Genomic DNA, 18,906 nt, shown 5'->3' on the forward strand with positions numbered 1-18,906 from the left:
GGTCAGGGACAGCGGATCACTTGACCCGCGTACGAGAGATTCCCGCCGAACCCGAAGAGCAGCACCGGAGCCCCGCTCTCGACCTCGCCGCGCTCCACCAGTTTGGACAGGGCCATCGGGATCGACGCGGCGGAGGTGTTGCCGGAATCCACCACATCCCGGGCGATGACCGCGTTGACCGCGCCGATCTTCCTGGCGACGGGTTCGATGATCCGCAGATTGGCCTGATGCAGTACCACCGCGGCCAGGTCCTCAGGGGCGATCCCCGCCTTGTCGCACACCTTGCGGGCGATCGGCGGCAGCTGCGTGGTGGCCCAGCGGTAGACGGACTGGCCTTCCTGCGCGAAGCGCGGCGGCGTCCCCTCGATCCGTACCGCGTTGCCCATCTCCGGCACCGAGCCCCAGAGCACCGGGCCGATCCCGGCACCGGCCGCACCCTCCGGGGCGGACGGATCGGCGGTGACGACCGCGGCTCCCGCGCCGTCCCCGAGCAGGACACAGGTGGTGCGGTCGGTCCAGTCCGCGATGTCCGCCATCTTGTCGGCGCCGATGACCAGGGCCCGCGCGGCCGCACCGGCCCGGATCGCGTGGTCGGCGGTGGCCAGGGCGTGGGTGAAGCCGGAACAGACCACATTGATGTCCATCACCGCGGGCGAGCCCATGCCGAGGCGGGCCGCGACCCTGGCGGACATGCTCGGGGAACGGTCGATGGCGGTGGATGTGGCGACGAGGACCAGATCGATGTCGGCGGGCTGCAGGCCGGCCGCCGCCAGCGCCTTCGCTCCCGCGTGCGCGGCCATCTCGTCCACCGGCTCGTCGGGGCCGCCCACATGACGGGTCCTGATGCCGACCCGGCTGGTGATCCACTCGTCACTCGTGTCGACCATGGCTGCCAGATCGTCGTTCGTGAGCACCTTGGCGGGCTGATAGTGGCCGAGCGCCACGATACGTGAGCCGGTCATTACTGGTTCCCCTCGCTACATATGGCAGGAACCATCCAGTCTTGGTCGCTACCGCCCGGTACAGAGGCACGTGATCCCACAGGAATATCGGCCGCGCGTTGGAGCCTTGACGACAGCCTCGACCCGCTGGAAGGGATATCGTAGACAGCATTCTGTCGACCTGACACCCTCGCACGGCCCTCCCGCCGGACGGCGAGCCGTGCCGGGCGAGGCCATCAGCGCTGGTGGGACCGGCGGGTCCGGGTCACCGCGCGACCGGTCGCGGCGCGAGCCCGGCCGCGAGCGAGGAAGAGGCCCGCGCGCGGATATCCGCCGGACGCGAGGATTCCTGGATCAGGCTTCCGGGGAAACCCCTGTCCGGTCCGGCCGGCACACCGGCCCGGCCCACCGGATCCCGGACGAAGCGTCGCAGACCGTACGGCGACCGCCCCGGACCCCTGCGGTGCCGGCCCCCTGGCACAGGCACCCACGGTGTCGGATGCGGGCCCGCTCCGCGCGTGCGGGACAATGGGGTCGCTGAAGTCGCCCCGCCGTGCGGTGATCCGGTGGCCCAGGGCGACTTCCGGGTTCAAGGGCCGGTTCGGCTTCCCTCACCTACAGAATCGGGTTCACGGCTATGGGACGGGCCACCGAGCGCCGCCGCACCATCCGCATCCGGGACGGGGTGCTCTCCACCCGGCCCGACACGCTCGTCGCGGAGGAACCGCTGGAGATCCGGCTGAACGGCAAGCCGCTCGCCATCACGATGCGCACCCCGGGCGACGACTTCGCGCTCGCCGCGGGCTTCCTGGTGAGCGAGGGCGTGATCGGCGAGGGTTGCGAGGTCCGGTCGATCGTGTACTGCGCCGGGGCGACGGCGGACGGCGTGAACACGTACAACGTCGTCGACGTTCAGCTCGCGCCCGGTGTCGTGGTGCCCGACATCACCCTGGAACGCCATGTCTACACGACCTCGTCGTGTGGTCTGTGCGGCAAGGCGAGCCTGGACGCGGTACGCACCACGACCCGCCACCCCCTCGCCGACGCTCCCCCGGTCCGCGTCACACCCGGGCTGCTCTCCGGACTCCCCGACAGGCTGCGCGCATCCCAGCGGGTCTTCGACCGGACCGGCGGACTGCACGCGGCCGCGCTCTTCTCGCAGGAGGGCGAACTCCTCGACATCCGCGAGGACGTGGGCCGGCACAACGCGGTCGACAAGCTGGTGGGGCGGGCGCTGACGGACGGCCGGCTGCCGCTCTCCCGGGCCATCCTGCTGGTGTCGGGCCGGGCGTCGTTCGAGCTGGTGCAGAAGGCGGTGATGGCGGGGATCCCGATGCTCGCGGCCGTGTCCGCGCCGTCCTCACTGGCCGTGGATCTGGCGGCCGAGAGCGGAATGACCCTGGTCGGCTTTCTCCGGGGTCCGTCCATGAACGTGTACGCGGGTGAGCACCGCATCGTCCTGGAGGAGCCGGCCCACCGGGACTGAGACGCCCCTGGGCGGCGCGGGCCGGGACGGACGGCGGAAGGGCCCCGGTGGAGGTCAGTCCCGTCCGGCGGCCGAGGGCAGCCGATCCGCCGGCGCCCGGCCCCGGCTCCGGCTCCGGCCCGGCTCGCGGTCCTGGTCGCGATCCTGGTTCTGCTCCTGGTCCGGCTCGCGGTCCTGCGAGCGGCGCTTCGCGATCACCGCGCAGACCATCAGCTGCATCTGATGGAACAGCATCAGCGGCAGTACGGCCAGACTCGCCTGGGCCCCGAACAGGACGCTCGCCATCGGCAGCCCGGCGGCCAGGCTCTTCTTCGACCCGGCGAACTGGATGGCGATCCGGTCCCCCCGGTCGAAGCCGAGCCGCTTCGCCCCGCACCAGGTCAGCGAGAGCATCAGGGCCAGCAGCACCGCTTCGGCGGCCAGCAGCGCCCCGAGCCGGGCCGGTGTCACCTGGTGCCACACACCGGCGACCATGCCCTCGCTGAACGCGGTGTACACGACCAGCAGGATCGAGCCGCGGTCGACAAGGCCGAGGACCTTCTTGTGCCGGACGAGAAAGCCACTGATCCAGCGGCGCGTCAGCTGTCCGGCGATGAAGGGCACGAGCAGCTGAAGGACGATCTTCAGCAGCGAGTCGGCCGAGAATCCGCCTCCGGTGCCGCCGAGCAGCAGTGCGGCGAGCAGCGGGGTGAGGAAGATCCCGGCGATGCTGGAGAAGGACCCCGCACAGATCGCCGCGGGCACGTTGCCCCTGGCCATCGAGGTGAAGGCGATCGAGGACTGGATGGTGGACGGCACCAGGCACAGGAAGAGGAATCCGGCCTGGAGCTGCGGGGTCAGCACATACGGGACCAGGCCCCTGCTCGCCATCCCCAGCAAGGGAAAGGCGACGAAGGTGCAGATCAGGACGGTGAGGTGGAGCCGCCAGTGCCGCAGGCCGTCGAGCGCCTCGCGGGTCGAGAGGCGGGCCCCGTAGAGGAAGAAGAGCAGGGCCACCGCTCCGGTGGAGGCCCCGCCGGCCACATCGGCGGCCCGGCCCGACGCGGGCAGCAGCGCCGCGAGCACCACCGTGCCGATCAGCGCGAGTATGTACAGGTCGATCGGCAGCCAGGACGGCAGCTTCAGGGTGCGGCGGCTCATGTGCTCCACGTGTCTCTCGGTCAGGTCGTGCCCTCTCCATCCTGCTCTTGATCATCGCCATCGGGAATCCGGCATACCGCTCTTACTGTCATCACGGTTCGCGATAGCGTGGCACCCATGTACGACCCCGCCCAGCTCCGTACGTTCCTCGCCGTCGCCCAGACGCTGAGCTTCACCCAGGCCGCCCGCAGGCTCGGCGTACGGCAGTCCACGGTGAGCCAGCATGTGCGCCGCCTGGAGGAGGCGACGGGACGGCAGCTGTTCGCCCGCGACACGCACCGGGTCGATCTCACCGAGGACGGCGAGGCGATGCTCGGCTTCGCCCGGACGATCCTTCAGGCGCACGAGCGGGCCGCGGCCTTCTTCACCGGCACCCGGCTGCGCGGCAGGCTGCGTTTCGGCGCCTCCGAGGACTTCGTCCTGACCCGGCTGCCGGAGATCCTGGAGTCCTTCCGCCGCGAGCACCCGGAGGTCGAACTGGAGCTGACCGTGGAGCTGTCCGGGACGCTGCACCGGCAGCTGGCGGCGGGGCGCCTGGACCTGGTGCTGGCCAAGCGGCGCGCCGGTGACACGCACGGCGAGCTGGTCTGGCAGGACGCACTGACCTGGATCGGTGCCCCGCAGCTGAGGGTCGACCCCGAACGCCCGGTTCCGCTGATCGTCTTCCCGCCGCCGGGCATCACCCGGGCCCGCGCCCTGGAGGTCCTGGAGGAGCACGGCCGGTCCTGGCGGATCGCGTGTACGAGTACGAGCCTGAGCGGGCTGATCGCGGCGGCCCGCGCCGGCCTCGGGGTGATGGCCCACACCCGGGGACTGATCCCGCCGGGACTGGTCCCGGTACCGGCCAGGGCGGGGCTGCCGGAGCTGGGCGATGTCGACTTCGTCCTGCTGCACGGCCGCCGCCGGGACGCCGCGCAGGAGGCGGCGGACGCGCTGGCGGCGGCGATCCTGGCGGGCGGCGACCGGCTGCACCGCGGGCTCGGCGGCCGCGAGGGCGGGTGAGGGACCCGCGGGCGCGCGAGGGCCGGGGAGGGTAGGGCGGCCGGTATGCGGGCTGAGCTGAGGGACCCGCGGGCGCGCGAGGGCCGGGGAAGCCCGCGTACCGAGCGCGCGTGAGGGAGCGTGAGGGCCCGAGGGAGCCGAAGCAGTGGGCCGGACAGGCGTGGACAGGCCCGGAGCAACGTCCCCGTACCGGCGTAGAGCGGGAGTGATCGCCGCGTTCAGATTCGGTGGAGATTCCGGCGCCGGTCACTTACTCCGTGCTCAGAAGTACGCCCGAGCCTTGCCCATCTGGCCGGATTTCGACGACCGGCCTGTACAGATGGCATGTTTTACGGAGACATCTGCCCCTCCCGCGGGCGCGTTCCTTGGGGTAGCGTCGCGGCGCTGTGCGGAGCGCTGAGGAGCAGGTCATTTGCGTGAGTTCACTGTCCCACCCATGACGGCGGCGCCTCTTGCCGGCGGTCTCGCCGATGCGGTCTTCGCGTACGCGGAGGACGACCCGCACCGGGTCGCCCTCGGCCGCAAGGACGCCTCCGGACAGTGGCGCGATGTCACCGCCGCGGACTTCCGCGACGAGGTGCTGGCGCTGGCCAAGGGGCTGATCGCCCACGGCGTCCGGTTCGGCGACCGGGTCGCCCTGATGTCCCGTACGCGCTACGAGTGGACACTCTTCGACTACGCGCTCTGGTCGATCGGCGCCCAGTCCGTGCCCGTCTATCCCACGTCGTCGGCCGAGCAGGTCCTGTGGATGCTCCATGACGCCGAGGTGGCGGCGGTGATGGTCGAGCACGAGGACCACGCGATGACGGTCGGTTCGGTCATCGACAGACTGCCGCGTCTCAAGCGGCTGTGGCAGCTGGACGCCGGCGCGGTGAGCGAGCTGGCGGAGGCCGGCGCGGCGATCGGCGACGAGGTGGTCCACCGCCACCGCAGGGCGGTGACGCCCGATTCCGTGGCCACCGTGATCTACACCTCCGGCACGACGGGCCGCCCCAAGGGGTGCGTGATCACCCACGCCAACTTCATGTTCGAGGCCGACACCATGGTCAGCCGCTGGGAGCCGGTCTTCCACTCCAGGCCCGGCGACGAGGTCTCCACCCTCCTCTTCCTGCCGCTGGCCCATGTCTTCGGCCGCATGGTGGAGATCGCGGCGGTCCGGGGCCGGGTGAAGCTGGGCCATCAGCCGGAGCTCTCCGCGCGGGCGCTGATGCCGGACCTGATGACGTTCCGGCCGACGTTCGTCCTGGCCGTGCCGTACATCTTCGAGAAGGTCTTCCACGGTGTCCGGCGCAGGGCGGAGGCGGAGGGCCGGAGCGGGCCGTTCGACAAGGCCGTCGAGATCGCGGTGAAGTACGCCGAGGCGATGGAGGAGCGGGCGTTCGGGACCGGACCGGGACCCTCCGCCGGACTGCGGATGCAGCACCAGTTCTTCGACAAGGTCGTCTACAGGAAGGTCCGCGAGGCCCTGGGCGGCCGGATGCGGCACGCCATGTCGGGCGGCTCGGGCATGGAGCGCAGGCTCGGGCTGTTCTTCGAGGGTGCGGGCGTCACGGTCTTCGAGGGGTACGGCCTCACCGAGTCGAGTGCGGCGGCGACGGCCAACCCGCCCGAGCGCACCCGGTACGGCACGGTCGGACAGCCCATTCCCGGCACCACGGTGCACATCGCGGAGGACGGTGAGGTGTGGCTGCACGGCGCCCATGTCTTCTCCGGCTACCTGGGCGATCCGGACTCCACCCGGGCCGTGCTGAACGACGGCTGGCTCGCCACGGGGGACATCGGCGCGCTGGACGCGGACGGTTATCTGACGATCACCGGGCGGAAGAAGGAGATCCTGGTGACATCGGGCGGCAAGAGCGTGTCCCCGGCCGGTCTGGAGGAGCGGGTACGGGCGCACCCGCTGGTCGCGCAGTGCATCGTCGTCGGCAACGACCGGCCCTACATCGCGGCGCTGGTGACCGTGGACCAGGAGGCGGTGGACCACTGGCTCGCCATGCAGGGCCGCGACCCGCTGACCGGCAACGAACTGGTGCGGGACCCGGACCTGGAGATGGAGGTGCGCCGGGCCGTGGTGGCCGCGAACACGGCGGTGTCCCAGGCGGAGTCGATCCGTACGTTCCGGATCCTGGCGCACCCGTTCACCGAGGAGCACGGGCTGCTGACCCCCTCGCTGAAGCTGAAGCGCAAGGCGATCGAGACGGCGTACGCGGTCGAGGTGGACGCCCTCTACCACTGACGGTCCCCCGGCGGTCAGCGGAGGCTTCCCCGGCGGCTCTGTGGCGTCTCCCCGGCGATCACGGACGGGGACCCGCGGGCCGGGCGGGGAATGGTTCGGGTGCGCTGATCGTTGTCGTGGGGAGAAAGCACCGACGACGTAAGGATCGACCGCTCGTGAGCCAGGTCCCCTCCATCACCCTCAACAACGGCCTCGAAATGCCTCAGCTCGGTTTCGGTGTCTGGCAGGTGCCGGACGACGAGGCCGAGAAGGCGGTCGCGACGGCCATCGAGTCCGGGTACCGGAGCATCGACACCGCCGCCGTCTACGAGAACGAGGCGGGTACGGGCAAGGCCATCGCCGCCTCCGGGGTCGCCCGCGACGAGCTCTTCGTCACCACCAAGCTGTGGAACGGCGACCAGGGCCACGACGCGGCGCTGCGCGCGTTCGACGCCTCGCTCGACCGGCTGGGCCTGGACTACGTCGACCTGTATCTGATCCACTGGCCGGTGCCCGCCGCGGACCGCTACGTCGACACGTACAAGGCCCTGGAGAAGATCCGGGCCGAGGGACGCGCGAAGTCGATCGGTGTGTCGAACTTCCTGCCCGAGCACCTTGAGCGTCTGCTCGGTGAGACCTCCGTGGTCCCGGTGCTCAACCAGATCGAGCTCCACCCGCAGCTCCAGCAGAGCGAGTCCCGCGCTCTGCACGCCGAGCACGGCATCGCCACCGAGGCCTGGTCGCCGCTGGGCCAGGGCAAGGGCCTCCTGGACGTCCCGACGGTCGTCGCCGTCGCGCGGAAGCACGGCCGTACGCCCGCCCAGGCGGTGCTCCGCTGGCACCTCCAGCTGGGCAACGTGGTGATCCCGAAGTCCGTGACACCGTCGCGGATCGCGGAGAACCTGGACGTGTTCGGCTTCGAGCTGGACGCGGACGACCTCGCCGCGTTCGCCGCCCTGGACGAGGGCAAGCGTCTCGGACCGAACCCGGCGGAGTTCAACGTCGGCGCCTGAGCCGCGCCCGTTTCCACCGGCTCCCGGACCACGCCTCTGCGGCCGTCCGTCCGTCGCCCCCACCGTGCCACTGCCGGTGGGGGCGCCGCTGTTCCCCGCGGACTCGCGCCCCTGTCCGCCCCCGCCACCCTCACCCGCAGCACCGCCCGAAGGAGACCAGAGCATGAGCAGGGACAGCGCCCCCGTCGTCGAAGCCGGCCTGTACCGCCTGCGCAACATCTGCAGCGGGCTGCTGCTGGAGGTGTACGGGGCGGCCAAGGGCAGCGGCGCCCCGGTGCGGCAGGGCGAGGAGAGCGGGTCGGCGGCGCAGCACTGGCAGCTGTCGCCGGTGCACGAGGGTGCCGCCCTCTACCACCTGGTCAACGCGCACAGCGGCAAGCGGCTGGACGTCGCCAACGCCTCCACGGAGAACGGTGCCACCGTCCAGCAGTGGAAGGCCAACAACTTCGGCGCCCAGGAATGGCTGATCGAACAGCATCCGGAGGCCCCGGGCACGGTCACCCTGGTCAGTTTCATCAGCGGGCTCGTTCTGGAGGTCGCCGACGGTTCGACGGAGGCCGGGGGCAGGATCCAGCAGTGGGAGGACACCGACTCCCCCTCCCAGTGGTGGCGTCTGGAGGCTGTGGCGCCGTGAGGCGCCACAGCCGGGACACCCGGGGCGTTCAGTCGCGGCGCGCCAGCTGCACCGTGCGGGCGGTGAGCAGATAGACATCGGGCCGCAGGTGCAGACCGGCCGGGTCCTCGGGGTCGAGCAGCCTGTCGAGCACGGCGATGTCGTCGGCGTCGAGCAGGTCGGCGTACGCCTCGCGGGCCCGGACGAAGGTCTCGACGACGTATTCACGAGCCGCGTCGGAGAGCGGGGCGGTCAGGTCGAGCAGGAAGCTGCGGGTGCCCCGGGGAGTCAGTCCCGCCGCGCTGAACAGGGCGTTCCAGTCCTCGGTCTCGTGCTTGGCCGCCGGCAGCTCGGACCGCATCGTCTGGAACCATGCGGAGGCGACCGCGTCCAGCCGGGCCTCCAGACCGGGCCGCCCGATGCCGGTGTCACGGGGCAGCCGGCGGGTCGGCAGTCCGCCCTCGACGAGCGCGACCATGCCGCCGGGGCGCAGGTGCTCGGCAAAGCCGGCCAGAACACCGCGCTGGTCACCCATGTGGTGCAGGGAGTTGCCCGCCCAGATCAGATCGGCCTCGCCCAACCGGGAGATCCCTTCGGGGAGTTCGGCCTCCAGGGTACGGACGCGGTCGCCGAGCCCCAGGCGCCCGGCGCGGGCGGCCGTCCGTTCCAGAAGGGCCGGGGTGGCGTCCACGGCGACGACCTCCGCCCCGGGGAACACCTCGGCCAGCAGGCAGGTCACCACTCCGGGACCGCTGCCGATGTCGAGGACGCGGCGCACCTCGGGCGCGTCGGGCAGGCCCGCGATCCAGCGGGCCGCCTCCTCGTACTGCGCACTGCTGAGCTCGGCCTCCCGCTCCAGCCTGGGGCCCATCGCGTCCCAGTCGAAGTCGGTCGTACCGTGTATGTGCCCGGATGATGACGGTGCGTGTGAGTGCCCGTGCGCGTGGGACGGGGTGTGCGACTGGGTGTGGTGGCCGTGCCCGACATGATTGGTCATGGGGCCAGCTTCCCCAAGGATTGCCCATCGGGCCAAAATAATGTTGCTGTTTCGGCAATTCGCCGCCCGTAGGCCATGGTCGGGTTCCGGGCGGTTGTGGGCACAGATATTGCCGGTGGGTCCCCGGACCCATAACTTGCCGTTATGGAGCTGGAGTTGCGCCATCTGAGAACCGTACGTGCCATCGCCGACACCGGCAGCCTGACCAAGGCCGCCGGCGCTCTCGGGCTTGCCCAGCCCGCGCTGAGCGCTCAGCTGCGGCGGATCGAGAAGGCTCTCGGCGGCGCGCTGTTCGAGCGGGACCATACGGGCGCCCGGCCGACCCCTCTCGGGGAGCTGGTGCTCGAACGGGCCCGGGTGGTGCTGCCCGCGGTCAGTGAGCTCCAGGCGGAGGCGGTCCGGTTCGCGAACGCCACGGGGGCCATGGACCGGTTCCGGCTCGGCGGGACGCACGGTCCCCTGCTCGGCGGTCTCGTCGACCGGCTGGCCGCGGCGCACCCCACCGCGCCGGTGTCCACGTACACCGCGTGGTCGGTGACGGAGATCGCCTCGCTCGTGATCGACGGACGGCTGGACTTCGCGCTGATCGGCACCTGCGGCGAGAGCGCACCGCCGATGGCGGACCGGCTGGTCTGGCAGGTCGTCGGCGTCGACCCGGTGTTCGTGATGCTGCCGGAGGAGCACCCGCTGGCGGGCGAACCGGAACTGAGCCTGGCCGCGCTCGCGGACGAGTCCTGGGCCAATGTGCCGGGTGACGGCTGTTTCGCGGACTGTTTCGCCGCCGCCTGCGCCCGGACGGGCTTCACGCCCGTCTCGGTGTTCGAGACGGACACCGTCTCGGTCGTCCATCTGGTTCAGGTGGGCCGGGCGGTCGGGCTGTGCCGGGCGACGTTCCCGCCGACGCCCGGCCTGGTGACCCGGCCGATCGCCGGGTCGCCGCTGAGCTGGCGCCATCTGCTGGGCTGGCATCCGCGCTCGCCCGCCGCGGACGCCGCGGCGGGCGCGGTGAGCGGGCTGGCCCGCTCGGCGTACGCCGAGGCGGTGTCGCGCAGTCCCAGTTACGAGGCGTGGCTCGCCGCGCATCCGCGGTTCGGCGTGGTGACCCCCTGAGCGACGGCCGCGCCGGGCTCATGAGGTGTGCAGCCGCCGGCCTCATGAGCACGGTGCCGCCGGAGTGATGACGTGTGCCGCCGTCCGCGCGTCATTCCGCGCCGTGCGCGGGAGCGGCGGCCGTCACCCGCGCGGCGAGCGCCAGGTCCTTCTCCGTGATCGCGCCGCCCGCGTCATGGGTGTGCACGGACAGGGCGACGGTGTTGTAGCCGAGCGTGAGATCCGAGTGGTGCCCCAGCTCCTCCTGGATCTGCGCGACATGGACGGTCAGGGCGGCGGCGGCGAAGTGCGAGGGCAGCCGGTAGGTACGGGTGATCCGGTCCCCTTCCAGGGCCCAGCCGGGCAGCGCGCCCAGCCTGGACCCGATCTCGGCGGGCGACAGCGGTTCTGCGGACATGGCACGGCTCCCTGCGTCACGGAGTGGATCGGATGGGTCCGGTGGACCGGGTGGACCGGGTGGACCGGATACGGACCAGTGGTGCCAGTGACGTTACGGTCTGCGTATGACGACTGCCGCACGTGACACGGAAGTGGGGCCGCTGCTGCGCCACTGGCGGGAGCGGCGGCGGATCAGCCAGCTTGAACTGGCCCTGCGCGCGGACTCCTCGGCCCGGCACATCTCGTTCATCGAGACGGGCCGCTCCCGGCCCAGCGAGGAGATGGTCCTGCGGCTGGCCGAGCAGCTCGACGTTCCCGTACGGGAACGCAATGCCCTGCTCGTGGTCGCCGGATACGCGCCGCGGTACAGGGAGACCCCGCTGGAGGACCCGTCGATGGACGCCCTGCGCGAGGGCATGGAGCGGCTGCTGCATGGCTACGACCCGTTTCCGGCGCTCGTCGTGGACGGTACCTACACCGTGGTGGCCGCCAACCGGGGCAGTTCGCTGCTGCTGGCCGGGGTGGCCGAGCACCTGCTCGCGCCGCCGCTGAACGCCATGCGGATCACCCTGCATCCGGAGGGTCTCGCCCCGCGCATCCTGAATCTTCCGGAGTGGCGGGCGGATCTGCTGGCGCAGATGGAGCGTCAGATCGCCCTGGCCCGGTCGTCGCGGCTGCGTGCGCTGTACGAGGAGGTCGCCGCGTATCCCCCGCCCGTGGCGGCCGGCGGGCCGTGGCCGGGCGAGCGGGGCGCGGGCGGGCCCGCCGGCCGGCCGGCGAGGGACGCACCCACGCCGTTCGCGCTGACGCTGCGGATCGCGCACGAGGGGCGGGTGCTGTCGTTCGTCGCCTCCATCGCGACGTTCAACACACCGATGGATGTGACGGTTGCGGAGCTGGCCATCGAGACGTTCCTGCCCGCCGACCGGGAGACCGCCGGGTATCTGCGCTCCATGAGCCTCTGAAGGCCGGCCCGTACACGTCTCACTTCCCGGACGGCTCGGTCCAGGGTGCCCCGCTGCGGGCCAGGAGTGCGGCGGCCGCGCTCGCGACGGCCAGGACGGCCACCACCAGCAGGAGCGGCAGCGTCGGCCGGCCGTTCAGGACGGCCGCGCCTCCGGCCAGCGCCCCGAGCAGCATCGCGGCGGCCGACATGACCCGCCGCCCGGCACGGCTCCCGCCGCCCCCGGCCAGGCGGCTGTCCGAGGCGACGCCCGTGAGGGTGAGCGTCAGCACGGTGGTGGTGAGGTCGGGTACGGCGAGGGCGCGGGAGGCCGCGTTCTGCACACCGAGCCCGAGGCCGAGCAGCACGATGAGCGTGAACCTGACCCCTCCGGAGTACGGCGTGCCGGAGATCAGGGTGACGACCAGCGCGGCCGTCACGAACACGGTCTCGGCGAGCAGCGCGTACTGGAGCATCCGGCCCCGGTGGGTGCGGGCGCCGGTGCGGTGGACGATCAGACCCCCGGTCAGTGCCCCGGAGGCGAAGGCGGCCAGTGCCACCAGGGAGGCGGCCAGGGAGAAGCCGGGGGCTCCGGCGAGGGCGAAGCCGGAGAAGACCACGTTGCCGGTCATGTTGGCGACGAAGACCCGGCCCAGCAGGAGATAGCTGACCGCGTCGACGAGCCCGGTGACGAAGGTCAGGGCGAGCATCAGGGGCGGCAGGGGGCCGTGCCGGCTGTCCGGGTCCGGCACGACGGTGGACCACGCCTCGCGCAGGACGACAGCCATGGGCACGCTCCGATCACCGGGTGTGGTCCGGATTGTGCCGTGTTGTGCCTGCGGTTCGTGGCCACCGACGCGCGCCGCCCCCGCATCGCGGCGGGGGCGGCGCGGGGGTCAGACCCTGGCTCCGTTGTCCAGCGGGTCGCGGCGTTTGGCCGGCGCGGTCCGCCGGCCCTTGGACCGGGCCGGCGGCGGTGCCTTGCTGCTCCTCTCCAGCACGATCGCGCCCGGCACGGCGGTGAGCACCGAGGAGTACGTCCCCACGCAGACGCCGATGAGGAGGGCGAGCGCGAAGTCGGCGAGCGAGTCGCCGCCCAGTACGGCGAGCGCGGCCAGGATGAACAGGGCGCCCATACCGGTGTTCACGGTTCTGGGAACGGTCTGCAGGACCGCCCGTTCGGCGACGGTGGCCAGCGGTGAGCGCGGACTTCTGGCCCACAGTTCCCGCACCCGGTCGAAGACCACCACCGAGTCGTTGACCGAGTAGCCGATGACGGTGAGCAGCGCGGCCAGGAAGATGCCGTCGACCGGACGCCCCAGCCAGGCGAAGGCGCCGACCAGCACGATCACGTCGTGGACGAGCGCGCCGACCGAGGCCACGGCGAACGTCCAGCGGAACCGGACCGCCAGATAGGCGAGTTGGACGAACACGGCGACGGCGAGGGCAATCAGGGCGTTGCGCCGCAGCTCGTCGCCGAGGCTGGGCCCGATCAGTTCGTCGCGCACCTTGGTGGTCTCGCCGCCCTCGGCGGCCAGGGCGGAGCGCAGTGCGTGCTCCCCGTCGTTGTCGAGCTTCCCGGTGCGTACGGAGAGGTCGCCCGCCCCCGCGGTGGTGACCTCGGCGTCGCCGAAGCCCGCGGCGGCCAGGGTGTCGCGGGCCGTGTCCACGTCGACGGGGCGGCTGGTGGAGTACTCGATGAGGCGGCCGCCGGTGAACTCGACGCCGAGGTTGACGCCGCGCACCGTGATGCCGAGCACGGCGACGGCGACCAGCGCCGTGGAGAACAGCAGCCAGCGGCGGGGCGAGCGGAACAGCCGCGGATCACGGCGGGTCAGCCAGGTCCGTACCCGGCCGGGCCGGGCGATGCCGTTGACCCCCGGGTAGGTGCTGACGAACCGGGAGCCCGCCGCGATCTCGGTGAGCGCGCGGGCGATGACGAGCGCGGAGAACATCGAGGCGAGCACTCCGATGGCCAGGGTGACACCGAAGCCCTTGACCGGGCCCGAGCCGAGGAAGAAGAGGAGCCCCGCGGCGATCAGCGTGGTCACATTGGAATCGGCGACCGCGCTCCAGGCGTTGCGGAATCCGGCGGTGAGCGCGGACGGCAGGGAACGGTTCGGCCGTAGCGCGCTCTCCTCCCGGGCGCGTTCGAAGACCAGGACGTTCGCGTCGACGGCCATCCCGATGGCGAGGACGAATCCGGCGAGCCCGGGGAGGGTGAGGGTGACGCCGAGCGCGACCAGGGCGGCATACGAGATCACCCCGTAGGCGGCGAGGGCCACGGCGGCGAGGGCTCCGAAGAGCCGGTAGACGCAGGTGATGAACAGCGCGGTGGCGGCCGCTCCGATCAGCGCCGCCTTGGCGCTCGCCTCGATGGCCTCGGCGCCGAGGGTCGGGCCGACGGTCCGCTGTTCGACGATCTCGACGGGTACGGGCAGCGCGCCGCCCTTGATGAGCAGGGCCAGGTCACGGGCCTCGTCGGCGCTGAAGGAGCCCGTGATCTGGGTGTTCCCGGACGGAAGCCCGACGTTGCAGCCGACCGACGGGTCGACCTGCGGCGAGGAGATCACCTTCTGGTCCAGGACGATGGCGACCCGGCGCCGCTCGTCCTGGGCGGGGTGACAGGCGGCCTCGCCGGTCAGCCGCTTCCAGTCCCGGCCCGCGTCCTTCTCGAAGTCGAGCGACACGGTCCATCCGGCGCCGCTCTGGGCGTCGAAGGCGGCGGTGGCGTCCTTGACCCCCGCGCCGGAGAGCCGCTCGGGGCCCAGCGCCAGGGAACGGCCCTGCTCGTCGGAGAGCGTCAGGGTTTCGCCGCCGGGGGTGTCCTTCTTCTCCGGTGCGTCGGGGGTGTCCGGTGCGTCGGGGGTGTCCTTCTCCTCCGGTGCTTCCGCGTCCGGCGCGACGCCCGGTCCCTGTACGGGGTGGAAGGTCAGCTGGGCGGTCTTGCCGATCACCTCGGCGGCCTGGCGCGGGTCCTGCACGTCGGGGAGTTCGACGATGATCCGGTCCTCGCCGGAACGGGTCAGGGTCGGTTCGGAGACGCCGAGGGAGTCGATGCGCTGCCGCAGCACCTCCAGGGTGCGGTCGGTGCTCTCCCGGTCCGCTTTCGTGGTGCCGGAGTCCTTGGCCTGGAGCACCATACGGGTGCCGCCCTGGAGATCGAGGCCGAGTCTGGGTGACATGGTCAGCGTGATGAACACGGAGACGAGCAGCACGGCGGCAGCCAGTACCGCTCGCACCGTGGTGGCGCGAGACATGGGAAATCCTCCGGTGGGGCGTCCTGCGCCCTCACCTCAGCGAGGACGGGACGGCAGGTCTGTGGGACGGGACCGGTGACCGGTCGTGGGACCGGACGCCGCCCCGGGAGGACCCCGTACACCGGGGAGCGTGGCCGGACTTCCCTCGGGTACCCGGGAGGCGGCGTGGGTGAAGGACACCGTGCGGGTGCCCGGAACGGGCAGGACCGGCGCATGCGGTGGCAGAACGCTGTGGGCGGGCGGAGGCGAATGGCTGGGCGCCTGGGCCCGCAGGAGGCCCGCCCGGGGATGCGGGGCGGCTGTGACCGCTGCCCGGGGGCGCTCGTCGGCGGTGGTCGCCGCGGTGCGGGTGCCGCGGATGTCCGGTCCGGTGGCCACCGCCGTACGGATGTCGTGTCCGTGCGCCGCGGCCGGCCGGGCCCGGCGGGAGTCGTGGATCTGCCAGGTGCGTGCCGTGCGGTCGGTGTGCTGGGCGGGAGCGAAGGCGACGGGTGCGTGGGCGGCGACGTGCGCCGGCCCGGAGAAGACCCGGGCGGGGAGCGCCGCTCCGGCGGCCGCGGGCACACCGCCGATCAGGGTGAGGACGGCGAGGAGCAGCAGGGCCAGGGTGTGCCGCCCGCGTGCCGGTGCGGCCTGCCGTCCCCGCGGGGGTGCGCTGCCCCGGGGCGGCCCCGGGAGGGGGGTCACCTCGGAGGGCCGGGCAGGACGGCCGGCGTGGCGGCGTGCCGGAGGACGGAGCTGAGGATCAGCCCGGCGCCCCGTACGACCGTGGTCGACGGATCGTCGGCGAGACGGGGCCGTACCCCGAGCCGGAGGGCGAGCCGGTCGGTGATGTCGGGGCGCAGCGCGCCGCCTCCGGCCAGCACCGGGCCCTTGCGCAGGGCGCCGAGGACGGTGCCGTGCCGGTCCTGCCGCCACATGGACATGATCATGTCGAGCACGGTGCGGACGAGCGCCGTCGGCAGGGTCGCCGGGTCCAGGTCGCTGAGTCCGGTCTCGGCCTGCCGGGCGTCGGCGACCATGCCGTTCACGAGCAGCGTCACCTCGGTCAGTTCGGCGCCCATGTCGACGACGAGCAGCGGCCCGCTGTCCTGCGGTCCGGCGTACGCGGCGGCGGCGCGGGCGCTGTTCAGCACGAGGACTCTCGTCGGGCCGAGCGCGGCGAGCAGCCGGTGTGCCTCGGTACGGTGTTCGGCTCCGGCGAGGACCGGATGGCTCAGGACGATCACGCTGTCACTGCGGTCCGGGCCGAGGGCCGCGTCGGCGATCCGGCCGAGCAGCCGGCCGCAGGACTCGGGGTCGACGATGCGTCCGCGCCGCACGGGCCGCCGGGAACCGTCGTCCGGGACGGGGTCGGCCACGAGCCCGTGTCCGGGAACCCACACGCGGGTCCGGGAGCTGCCGAGGTCGACCGCGAGGCCCCGCCCGGCGAGCGGCCGGTCGCCGGGTGCCGGACGCACGGGGTGCTCCCGGTGGGCCCGGATCGACGGACCTTCCCGGTGGACGGGCCGGACGAAGCGCTGTCCGTCGCGCAAAGAACGCATCGCCCCTCACCCCCGGCCTGCCACCACAGCCGTCCGCATACCCATGTGACCCGCTGATAGCGAGGCATGACCGATCCCTCACTATGCAATACCGCGGCAAGGAAAGCCACTTCCTTGCCCAATCAAAGGTTCCCTGATCAGGCCTCCTGCTCCAGGAACGCGGCGATCAGTTCCGCGAACTCCTCCGGCGCCGCGATCCGGACGCCCAGGTCCTCCGCCTTGCTCCGCTTCGATCCGGCCTTCTCCCCGGCGACCAGCAGGCTCGTGCGCTTGGAGACGCTGGAGGAGGACTTGCCGCCGGCCCGCTCGATCAGCTCGTTCATCTGATTGCGGGACAGCTTCTCCAGGGTGCCGGTCATGGCACCGGTGACCACCACGGTCATCCCGTCCAGGGGCAGGTCCGCGGCACCCTCACCGGCCTGGGACCCCGGGCCCGCGTCCGCTCCGGCGTCCTGCTCCGCCCCGGGCTCCGGCGGCGGCGTGGCGCCGGGCTCCGTCATGTTGACCCCCGCCCTGACCAGCTTGTCGATCAGCGGGGCCAGCTCGGCCAGTTCCGCGACCACACCGGTGGCCTTCTCCTTGCCGATGCCGTCGACCAGCTGAAGCGTCTCGGTGTCGGCGGCGACGATCCGGTCCATGGTGGCGAAATAGCGGGCGATCCGGCGGGACATGGAGCGCCCCGTGCCCCGTACCCCCAAGGCGCAGAAGACGCGGGACAGCGGGCGGCTGCGGGCGGTCTCGATGGCGGCCAGCAGATTGTCGGTGGACGTCTCGCCCATCCGCTCCAGGGTCAGCAGCTGCTCCCGCTCCAGCATGAACAGGTCCGCGAAGTCGCTGACGAGGCCCGCGTCGACGAGCTGGACGACCCGGGTGGCGCCCAGCCCCTCGATGTCGAGCTGGTCGCGGCCCGCGGCGTACGACACGGAGGCGACCAGCCGGCAGTCACGGCCCCGGGTGCAGCGCCAGCGCTGCTCGCTCGTGTCGATCTCGGAACCGCACTGCGGGCAGCTCCCGGGGAATTCGATCTTCTGCTCGTCGCCGGTCCGCAGATGCGCGACCGGTGCCTCGATGCGCGGAATGATGTCGCCCGCCTTGTAGACCATCACCTGGTCCCCGAGGCGCAGGTCGCGGCGGGTGATGTCGGCGGGGTTGTGCAGGGTCGCGTAGCTGACGGTCGACCCGTCGATCTCCACCGGTTCCAGCACCGCGCGCGGCGCGATGATGCCGGTGCGGCCCACGTTCCACTCGACGGCCAGCAGACGGGTGACCTTCTCCACGGCCGGGAGCTTGTACGCGATGGCCCAGCGCGGGGCCCTGGTCCCGGAACCGGCCTCGCGCTGGTCGGCGGCGAGGTCCGCCTTGATCACGATGCCGTCGATCCCGAACGGCAGCGAGGCCCGCAGGGCGCCGATCCCGGCCACTCCCGACTGCACTTCCTCGACGGTGTTCACCGTGCGCGGCGCCACGTCCGTGTCCGCCGCCGTGTGCACGCCGAGCCCGGCGACGTACGACAGGACCTCGCTGTGCGGCAGTTCGGCCAGGGTGTCGGTCAGCTCCCCGGAATCGGGCAGCGCGAGCGCACCGTAGGCGAAGAAGGTCATCTCGACACGGTAGGGCCGGTCCTTGGCACGCAGGGTGCCCGCCGCCCCGTTGCGCGGATTGGCGAAGGGGGCACCGCCGTGTTCCGTACGCGTGGCGTTGGCCTGCTCGAACTGCTCGTCCGTCATGAGGATCTCGCCGCGCACCTCCAGGGTGACCGCTTCGTCGAGCCGCTCGGGGAGGCCGAGGATCGTGCCGATGGCGTGCGACACGTCCTCGCCCGCGGTGCCGTCGCCCCGGGTGATCAGCCGGTCGAGCCTCCCCTGCCGGTAGCGGGCGGCGACGGCGAGGCCGTCGAGCTTGGGCTCCACGCTCCAGGCGGCCACCGGCCTGCCGATCCGCCGCTCCAGGGAGGCGGTCCAGGTGACGAACTGCTCGGCGGAGAAGACGTTGTCCAGCGACAGCATGGGGACCGTGTGCGGTATGTCCCCGACGGCCCCGCCGCCCGCGACCTTGCCCGTCGGCGAGGCCGCCAGCACCTCCTCCGGGTGCGCGTCCTCATATGCGGCGATCCCGCGTGCCAGCCGGTCGTACGCGTCGTCGTCGAGCGGGCTCTCGCCCGTGGCGTAATACGCGGCGGCGGCCTGCGACGCCTGTTCGACAGCGGCGGCGTAGGCGGCGGCATCGGCGAGCACAACAGCTGAGTTCGTCATGGCCACCATCCT

16 protein-coding genes are annotated in these 18,906 nt (G+C 72.2%); 7 read left to right on the plus strand and 9 right to left on the minus strand.

What is annotated here, in order from left to right:
• Positions 1-2: 2 nt before the first annotated feature.
• Positions 3-962, minus strand: a complete 960-nt coding sequence (locus ACIGJO_RS17500; RefSeq protein WP_399958791.1) for a beta-ketoacyl-ACP synthase III — start codon at positions 960-962, stop codon at positions 3-5.
• Positions 963-1,578: 616 nt separating this feature from the next.
• Here ACIGJO_RS17500 and fdhD point away from each other — a divergent pair.
• Positions 1,579-2,427: a formate dehydrogenase accessory sulfurtransferase FdhD gene (gene fdhD, locus ACIGJO_RS17505; RefSeq protein WP_399958793.1), complete on the plus strand. Its 849-nt coding sequence runs from the start codon at positions 1,579-1,581 to the stop codon at positions 2,425-2,427.
• Positions 2,428-2,481: 54 nt separating this feature from the next.
• Here the strand turns inward: fdhD and ACIGJO_RS17510 are convergent, their stop codons facing one another.
• Positions 2,482-3,567 carry a bile acid:sodium symporter family protein gene (locus tag ACIGJO_RS17510; protein WP_399958795.1) on the minus strand — a complete coding sequence of 362 codons (1,086 nt, stop codon included), beginning with the start codon at positions 3,565-3,567 and terminating at the stop codon, positions 2,482-2,484.
• Between the two features lie 117 nt (positions 3,568-3,684).
• Here ACIGJO_RS17510 and ACIGJO_RS17515 point away from each other — a divergent pair, with 117 nt between their 5' ends.
• The 4 genes from ACIGJO_RS17515 (at position 3,685) to ACIGJO_RS17530 (ending at position 8,431) form a co-directional block, all read left to right on the plus strand.
• Positions 3,685-4,569, plus strand: coding sequence for a LysR substrate-binding domain-containing protein (locus ACIGJO_RS17515; protein ID WP_399958797.1), 885 nt, complete (start codon positions 3,685-3,687; stop codon positions 4,567-4,569).
• 436 nt (positions 4,570-5,005) lie between these two features.
• Positions 5,006-6,805 (plus strand): AMP-dependent synthetase/ligase, encoded by a 1,800-nt coding sequence (locus ACIGJO_RS17520; RefSeq protein ID WP_399958799.1) that lies wholly within the window; start codon positions 5,006-5,008, stop codon positions 6,803-6,805.
• 155 nt (positions 6,806-6,960) lie between these two features.
• Positions 6,961-7,797 carry an aldo/keto reductase gene (locus tag ACIGJO_RS17525; protein WP_399958801.1) on the plus strand — a complete coding sequence of 279 codons (837 nt, stop codon included), beginning with the start codon at positions 6,961-6,963 and terminating at the stop codon, positions 7,795-7,797.
• Between the two features lie 163 nt (positions 7,798-7,960).
• Complete coding sequence (locus ACIGJO_RS17530) at positions 7,961-8,431, plus strand: RICIN domain-containing protein (RefSeq protein WP_399958803.1); 471 nt, start codon at positions 7,961-7,963, stop codon at positions 8,429-8,431.
• 28 nt (positions 8,432-8,459) lie between these two features.
• Here ACIGJO_RS17530 and ACIGJO_RS17535 read toward each other — a convergent pair whose 3' ends face one another.
• Positions 8,460-9,407, minus strand: a complete 948-nt coding sequence (locus ACIGJO_RS17535) for a class I SAM-dependent methyltransferase (RefSeq protein WP_399958805.1) — start codon at positions 9,405-9,407, stop codon at positions 8,460-8,462.
• A gap of 144 nt (positions 9,408-9,551) precedes the next feature.
• On the opposite strand from ACIGJO_RS17535, the gene ACIGJO_RS17540 reads away from it, so the two are divergent.
• A complete protein-coding gene (locus ACIGJO_RS17540) occupies positions 9,552-10,517 on the plus strand; it encodes a LysR substrate-binding domain-containing protein (protein ID WP_399958807.1) in 966 nt (321 codons plus the stop codon).
• A 91-nt stretch (positions 10,518-10,608) separates the two neighbouring features.
• Here the strand turns inward: ACIGJO_RS17540 and ACIGJO_RS17545 are convergent, their stop codons facing one another.
• Positions 10,609-10,914 carry a 4a-hydroxytetrahydrobiopterin dehydratase gene (locus ACIGJO_RS17545; protein WP_399958809.1) on the minus strand — a complete coding sequence of 102 codons (306 nt, stop codon included), beginning with the start codon at positions 10,912-10,914 and terminating at the stop codon, positions 10,609-10,611.
• A gap of 106 nt (positions 10,915-11,020) precedes the next feature.
• Between ACIGJO_RS17545 and ACIGJO_RS17550 the strand changes: the two genes are divergently transcribed.
• The gene (locus ACIGJO_RS17550) at positions 11,021-11,860 is read left to right on the plus strand and encodes a helix-turn-helix domain-containing protein (protein WP_399958811.1); all 840 of its coding nucleotides are present in this window, start codon (positions 11,021-11,023) and stop codon (positions 11,858-11,860) included.
• A gap of 19 nt (positions 11,861-11,879) precedes the next feature.
• Here the strand turns inward: ACIGJO_RS17550 and ACIGJO_RS17555 are convergent, their stop codons facing one another.
• The 5 genes from ACIGJO_RS17555 to ligA form a co-directional block, all read right to left on the minus strand.
• Positions 11,880-12,626: a YoaK family protein gene (locus tag ACIGJO_RS17555; RefSeq protein ID WP_399958813.1), complete on the minus strand. Its 747-nt coding sequence runs from the start codon at positions 12,624-12,626 to the stop codon at positions 11,880-11,882.
• A 108-nt stretch (positions 12,627-12,734) separates the two neighbouring features.
• Positions 12,735-15,098 carry a protein translocase subunit SecD gene (secD, locus tag ACIGJO_RS17560; RefSeq protein WP_399958815.1) on the minus strand — a complete coding sequence of 788 codons (2,364 nt, stop codon included), beginning with the start codon at positions 15,096-15,098 and terminating at the stop codon, positions 12,735-12,737.
• Between the two features lie 36 nt (positions 15,099-15,134).
• Complete coding sequence (locus tag ACIGJO_RS17565; protein ID WP_399958817.1) at positions 15,135-15,785, minus strand: hypothetical protein; 651 nt, start codon at positions 15,783-15,785, stop codon at positions 15,135-15,137.
• Entirely contained in the window at positions 15,782-16,642 is an 861-nt protein-coding gene (locus ACIGJO_RS17570) for a rod shape-determining protein MreC (RefSeq protein WP_399958819.1), read from the minus strand. Before ACIGJO_RS17570 ends, ACIGJO_RS17565 begins: the two co-directional genes overlap by 4 nt.
• A 137-nt stretch (positions 16,643-16,779) precedes the next feature.
• Positions 16,780-18,903 (minus strand): NAD-dependent DNA ligase LigA, encoded by a 2,124-nt coding sequence (gene ligA, locus ACIGJO_RS17575; protein WP_399958821.1) that lies wholly within the window; start codon positions 18,901-18,903, stop codon positions 16,780-16,782.
• Between the last annotated feature and the right edge of the window lie 3 nt (positions 18,904-18,906).

Origin of the sequence: Streptomyces sp. NPDC079020, from assembly GCF_044542225.1 — a bacterium.
GTDB lineage: Bacteria > Actinomycetota > Actinomycetes > Streptomycetales > Streptomycetaceae > Streptomyces.